9 protein-coding genes are annotated in these 6068 nt (G+C 50.8%); 4 read left to right on the top strand and 5 right to left on the bottom strand.

What is annotated here, in order from left to right; translation table 11 throughout:
* Positions 1-195 precede the first annotated feature (195 nt).
* Positions 196-1113: a site-specific integrase gene (locus tag E1297_RS05120; protein WP_155134779.1), complete on the bottom strand. Its 918-nt coding sequence runs from the start codon at positions 1111-1113 to the stop codon at positions 196-198.
* Positions 1103-1369 (bottom strand): hypothetical protein, encoded by a 267-nt coding sequence (locus E1297_RS05115; RefSeq protein WP_155134777.1) that lies wholly within the window; start codon positions 1367-1369, stop codon positions 1103-1105. Before E1297_RS05115 ends, E1297_RS05120 begins: the two co-directional genes overlap by 11 nt.
* A 225-nt stretch (positions 1370-1594) precedes the next feature.
* Between E1297_RS05115 and E1297_RS05110 the strand changes: the two genes are divergently transcribed.
* The gene (locus E1297_RS05110; RefSeq protein WP_155134773.1) at positions 1595-2011 is read left to right on the top strand and encodes a DNA-binding protein; all 417 of its coding nucleotides are present in this window, start codon (positions 1595-1597) and stop codon (positions 2009-2011) included.
* A 220-nt stretch (positions 2012-2231) separates the two neighbouring features.
* Entirely contained in the window at positions 2232-2474 is a 243-nt protein-coding gene (locus tag E1297_RS05105) for a hypothetical protein (protein WP_155134770.1), read from the top strand.
* A 345-nt stretch (positions 2475-2819) separates the two neighbouring features.
* On the opposite strand, the gene E1297_RS05100 is transcribed toward E1297_RS05105, so the two are convergent.
* Positions 2820-3029, bottom strand: a complete 210-nt coding sequence (locus E1297_RS05100; RefSeq protein WP_155134765.1) for a hypothetical protein — start codon at positions 3027-3029, stop codon at positions 2820-2822.
* A gap of 18 nt (positions 3030-3047) precedes the next feature.
* Positions 3048-3272: a DUF2188 domain-containing protein gene (locus E1297_RS05095; protein ID WP_155134762.1), complete on the bottom strand. Its 225-nt coding sequence runs from the start codon at positions 3270-3272 to the stop codon at positions 3048-3050.
* Between the two features lie 106 nt (positions 3273-3378).
* Here E1297_RS05095 and E1297_RS05090 point away from each other — a divergent pair, with 106 nt between their 5' ends.
* Positions 3379-4458, top strand: a complete 1080-nt coding sequence (locus E1297_RS05090) for an ImmA/IrrE family metallo-endopeptidase (protein ID WP_155134758.1) — start codon at positions 3379-3381, stop codon at positions 4456-4458.
* A gap of 29 nt (positions 4459-4487) precedes the next feature.
* Complete coding sequence (locus E1297_RS05085) at positions 4488-4967, top strand: type II toxin-antitoxin system VapC family toxin (protein ID WP_244327643.1); 480 nt, start codon at positions 4488-4490, stop codon at positions 4965-4967.
* A gap of 78 nt (positions 4968-5045) precedes the next feature.
* Here E1297_RS05085 and E1297_RS05080 read toward each other — a convergent pair whose 3' ends face one another.
* Positions 5046-5645: a replication initiation protein gene (locus tag E1297_RS05080; protein ID WP_244327642.1), complete on the bottom strand. Its 600-nt coding sequence runs from the start codon at positions 5643-5645 to the stop codon at positions 5046-5048.
* Positions 5646-6068 lie beyond the last annotated feature (423 nt).

Here is a 6068-nt window from a genome sequence, read left to right as displayed (position 1 = left end):
GTGAGCCCCAGAGGGCTGTTTGTGCCTGCTTGCTAAAGCAGTGAAACTCCGCGCAAGGCGGTTGGTGGTATGCCGCACGCGGCTTTTTGTGTGCCCGCTCGGGCTTGTCAGCTACTTCTTTTAAGAGGCCAGCCACCTCTGTCAAAACAAACCCGCAGGTTCATCTATAAGTTTAGATCTAAATGATTTGCATGCTTAACGCAAATACGCTGTCGTTGTGTTGGCATCAAAATGCCCCACTTCTTGAGCCACAAGACCTTTTGCGACTTCGTAGTTAAAGCCGCGGGACTGAAGTTCTTCAATGCGGTCCTGGGCGTAAGAGTGACGCACTCCGTGAGCACCCGTAGACCAACCAAGAACAATGCTGCTCATCCTTGAGAAACGATCACTCCACGCCTTGCCGCCTGGAATGGCATAATAGCTTTGATATCTGACACCTCGATCGACAACAGTTTTGGGTGCACTCAGACGGTATGTTTCAAGCCGTTTTGCCAATTCGGTAGGGAGCAGAACGGTTCGAACAAGTCCCCCTTTCCCTTCAACCGTGTATGGAATTCCCTGTCGGCCGGCATGAAGGTTGGCAGACCAATCCCGATGTGTTGAAGGCCCTCTCTCCGCTGCGGGTCTGAGTGTGTGCAATTCATGAGCCCGGAGACCTGCCGCATGAGCAATCAGGGTAGCCAGTCCGTGGTGGGTGGTTTGACGGGCCGCGATTGCCTCGACTTGCGCCTTGGTATAGGCGCGTGAGGACACAGAAAGGGCATCGGGCTTGATCTCTTGTCTGGCCTTGAAATCCTTCCGTTCAAGAGACACACGAAACACTGCCGATAATGCTTGGCGATCCCGGTCCAGGGTTTTCTGGCAGACTTTCTCGGCACGGTGTTGCAGGTACTCTCGGATTTGCTCCGGAGAAGCTTTCTTCAGGTTGTCAATTGCACCCTGCTCTTTGCGCCAGACAGCAAACTGCGTGAGACTCTGCTGATAGCTGCGAAGGGTTCCTACGCTCGTGATGCCTTCCGGTTTGAGCGTACCATGTCGGCTGGAGCCGAGTGATGTCATTTTGGCGATAAGCGTGGCGGCCTGTTTTTCCGGGCTACGATAACTACCCCTCATGGCTGTGTTCTCCCGGCAAGCTGGCGAGGTATCGCATGATTGTGGTGGCACTGACGCGCAGACGATGTTGCATGTGTAACCACACGGCCAGGTCGTTGTAGCTGGCTCCTGCCTTCCGCATGGCAACAAGTTCCGCACGGTAGCGGGCAACTTTGCTGGGTCGCCACCGGCGCCGTTTGCTCAACTCTCGTTTTTCCCGAACCCGTTGCAGGGCACCTTCGGCGTCGAACCCGGGCGCCACGGTTGATTTTGTCATAATGCGCTAGATCCTTGCGTATAGCATTGCATTTAACTCTGATTTTATATTTAATTCAATGAATTAGCCACCTCTGCGCTCTGGCTACATCCATGTAGCCAGAGCGCAGAGGTGGCGGGAAAAGGACTGGCGCGATAAAGGGCAGACACAATTGACCGCCTTGAATTCGAAAGCGAACAGGTAAACTGTTCGCTTTCGCGAAAACTGAACAAAAGGAAACGGCAGATGTACACCCTGGGGGAGGCTGCAAAGGCGGTTGGAAAGTCGAAGGCAACCCTTTCCAAGGCGATCAAAAATGGCCGGATATCCGCCGTTAAATCGGAGAATGGAACCTATCAGATCGATCCAGCCGAGTTGCATCGGGTTTATCCGGTGCGAACACCTTCAAGTGTTGAAAATGAACAAAAGCGAACACCATCGAACACGGTGGAAACAGCTCTGAAAATCAAGGAACTGGAGCTGAGGCTTGAAGTTGCAGAGCAACGGTTGAGTGATCGGGACGAACAGCTTGCCGAAGTCAAGGAAGACAGGGACAGGTGGCGGCAGCAAGCAACGGCCCTTTTGCCGGAGCCCAAGAGCTCGGTGGAGAATACAGGATTGTTACGTCGGCTGTTCGGCCGGGAGAAGCCGAACAGCCGGTGACACGAATGTCACCCGTTGAACCTAACGCTATGCCCTCTTGGGCCCAAGAGGCCCAAAACCAACCGCCTCGTCAAGGATCGTGACCTAGCACGGGAGGAGGCTTGGCAGTTACGGAAGAGGTATGAAACTGAAAAAACGCAAATACGAGCCCTGAAAGTCAATCAGCAATCAAACGATCCTGAAATAGGCTTCTAACAAAAACCATCTATAGGTAATGAAAATGGAAGACAAAACGAAGTTAAATGATGCATCACAAATAATAGCTGACGCTCGCGTAAAGCTTCTTGAATTAGGTGTTAACCCAAATGAACTAGTTCAGTTATTATTAGATGAAGCAGTTCTTGGATTAATTGTAAGTGGCCATGATTTAGATGACATTAGCCGTTTTTTTAAAAGGTACTACAAAAGAGATATGCCAAAATTATATAAAAGAATCACTCATATAGTAGATAATTATAATTAGTTTTTTTAAAAACCTCGCCAAACCAGCCCCATCGGAAGGTTTGTTCGTAAAACCACGCTAAGGAGGAACGTTCAGCGAACATTATCAGGTTCCCCAGTCTCTGGCTGACCTGATGTTCAGCGATCGTGTTCCAGAACGTGATTGCGGCGATAACGAGGTTGAGCGCCATGGCCCGTTAGCGTGGTTTTACGAACAAACCTTTCGATGGGGCCAATTAGATTAAAAATGACTCCCGTCTCCCGCTACATGCGGCGGTTTAGCGACTGGAGTTCATGATCGCCAGCCTGACTGAACGATCCAGTTGGGGAGTAGGTGAAGGCGCAATATGCGACTTCAGAGGTCATGTCAGCGTAGTCGCTTGGTCATGCGTTCAATCTGCTCGGGCGAGCCTTCGAAGGTGTAACCGTCGCGAGTTTTCTTCATCCGCACGCCCGGACCGGCTGCTTTCTTGAGGCTGTCTTCAACTTGTTTTTCCATACTGCGGGTTAGTTCACGTTGAAGCTGGGCAGATGAGGTGATGTTGCGGCCATTGAACTTCATTTTGATATTAGCCATTGGATGGTTCCTTTCACGTTAGCCCTTCGGAGGGAAGGGATCATTGCCATAAGTGTTACGCTCGCGAATACGACCGTTTTCGCCATGGATTAGCATTTCACTGCCCTGACGAATGGCAGTTTGGCGTGCGGCTGCGATGGCCTCGCGTTGCGTGCTGTGGACGGAGGACGAACGAGAGTTCCCTGAGCCTTTAACGGCCCAACCTTCTTTATGTGGAATAACATGTTGATTTTTATTAGACATTTCATTTCCTTACGTAAATTTTAGTTGATCATTTGCCAACCATGTGTTTAATTATAAGGTATAAAATATCGTTTATCAACCAACACATCAACCGTCGGGTGGAACCATGTTTGGACAAAGGCTGAGACTGGCCCGCAAGCGGGCTGGGCTATCCATGCAAGCTCTCGCTAACCACGTGACCCCAAGCGTATCGGCACAAGCCATCAGCAAATACGAGGCAGACAAGATGATGCCGTCCTCGGCGGTTCTAGTCGGCCTCGGAAAGGCCCTCGGCGTATCGCTTGACTTCTTGCTAGGTGGTCAAGTCGAAGCTCTGGAAAGCATCGAATGGCGAAAGAATTCGACCGCATCCGCTCAAGAACGTGCGATGGCGGAAGCACTCGTTATAGAAAAACTCGAAGACTATCTCGCCATTGAGGACATCATTGGTCTGCATCCAGACGAAGATCCTTTTAAGGGTTTACGTGTGGATCAGGTTGCCAATGAAGAGGCTATCGACGCAAAAGCACGAGAAGTGAGAAAAGCCTGGAAGCTCGGGATCGACCCCATTCCGAGTATGACCGCCCTGCTCGAAGACAACGGGCTCAAGGTTATCGAGGCTGATCTCCCAGAAAGGATCAATGGGCTGGCCTGTCATGTTGAACGGGTTGAAAGCGCGTCAACTGAAGTTATCGTCGTTTCACGGCACACCAACGTCGAACGTAAACGTTTCAATCTCGCTCATGAGCTCGCTCACAGGGTCATTACCGCGACCGCTGAAGGGGGGCTAAAGAAAGAGCCGGCGATGAACAGATTCGCCGGGGCGTTCCTTATGCCAAGAGAGCATTTGGAAGCGGAAACCGGTCGAAATCGGCACGGTATGACTTGGATCGAAATTATGCGTCTCAAACGCAATTACGGCGTTTCGGCTGCTGCGATGCTTGTGCGGTTAGGGCAGGTGGGGATCCTGTCGAAAAGCTCTGTTGAATATGGATTTAAAACTTATGCGCGCAGGTGGAGATATGAAGAACCACAGCCTATCGGAGCAGATGAAGGTTTTGCGGCTTTCGAAAAACCACAGCGCTTCGAACGCCTCGTTTGGCGGGCGCTTGGCGAAGAGATGATTTCGCCTGTTCGTGCATCACAGATGCTCGGTCTCCCTTTGAGCGTTGTCGAACGTGATATTAGGGGGCCACGCGACCATTGACCTGTGTTGTTGTTAATGATGCATCTTGTTTGATCGACTTGAAAAAGGGGGAGTTGCTACATGTTCTGCAGTGTCTTCCCTATCGGTTCATCGTACCTCTCCCTATCCGTGAAAAGGAACTGCCCAACTTCAGTGGGCAAGATTGGCGAATGCTAGAAGATGGTGGCCTTGATACCTACGACCTCCCGAGCGAGGAGGTTGCGCAGGTCTTGGCGCTCAAGCGGGAGCATAGCCGCTTGTCAGCTAATGATTGTTTTGCCCTTGTGACGACAACTTGTCATGAGAACGGAATCCTCCTGACCGGCGACAACCTTCTTCGGAAGGTGGCGACGGCACGCACCGTGCGTGTTCATGGAGTTCTCTGGATTATTGATCAGTTGTATGCGGCCGAAGCTTGTGAGATCGAGCTTTTGATTTCAGCCTTGGAAATCTGGCAGAAGGATGATGCTGTCTTCCTGCCCTCGGGCGAAGTCGAGAAGCGTTTGCGCTGTCTGCGGGGGAAGAGTTAGAGACGTTTTCGTTGTAGTTTCCTAGAAGGAAGCTAAATTAATACCCTTTAAATAGGGGTTTTTCTTTCATTTAAATTTTTAATTATTCGGCTGTGTGGCTTTCTTATATGCTATACGCGCAATCTCCCGTTCAGGACGCGTATAATTCTTAGTTCCTACGGTTAGTATTTGACCCACTTTATCGGCCCAAAAATTACGTTCTTCTTCGGTTAGAGCATTCCACCAATCGATAACTAAGGTTGTTTCGAGCTTGTCCTCAATCATTGGCGGAGCATCATCAGAGACTTGTTTTTTTCGACGTGCTCGGCTGTGACGGTCATTTTCTTGGGCGGTTTGTGTCACTGAATAAGGATCTTTCCACTCCCAGTCGAAACGGACAGCGTACACCGAACGCCCACGTTTCTCGGGGGTCATTTGAACTGAAACAGTGCCGTAGTCGTTGATAGCTGCAATCGCCGGATCGAGCACACGTGCTCGGAAATTATTCCACCGATCATAAGATTTATGGGCGCCAACTCCCATGAGCGCGCGAATTTCTTCAAGAGTGAAGATCCAGTACGGTCTGCCAAGCCGTTTTTTGTCCGCGAGAATTGCATAGAGTTGTCGTCCATGGCCGGTCAGACGATGAGCCGCATGAGCCTCAATCTTCGTAAAGTTTACTGGGAGCTCGTAGAGCATGCACGCCTGCTGGGGGAAGCAAAAGCCGCGCTAAGCTGCCTCCTTCAAGAATACGCCATTCTGCTAGAACGACTGCTCCCCAAGGGTCTCCTCTGTGCTCTCCTGAAAGCTTAATGCCGGTCAGGCGGTCGAGACATTCACGTAGCCAAACATTGTCTGCTCTAGCACCTTCTCCTCGCAAGCGTTTTGTTGGGACGTCTAGCCAAACAGCATCTTGCACGGTTGATGGTACGCGCTGCTCATCCAAGGCTGCTGCAATCTCCCAAACAGTAGCAACCATGGCAGGGGTTAGAGGCTGTTCGGCGCGAAGCGCTATTGCAGATGAAGGCACAGTAATTTCTCGCATGAGCTACAATTATAACTCCTTATGTAGTCTGTCAATTTGTAGTTATAACCCTCCGGCGTGTAGTCTCATACCCTCCG

The organism is Roseibium sp. RKSG952 (assembly GCF_009711355.1).
Note: the sequence above shows the minus strand (reverse complement) of the source record. Positions and strands in the feature narration are given on the sequence as shown.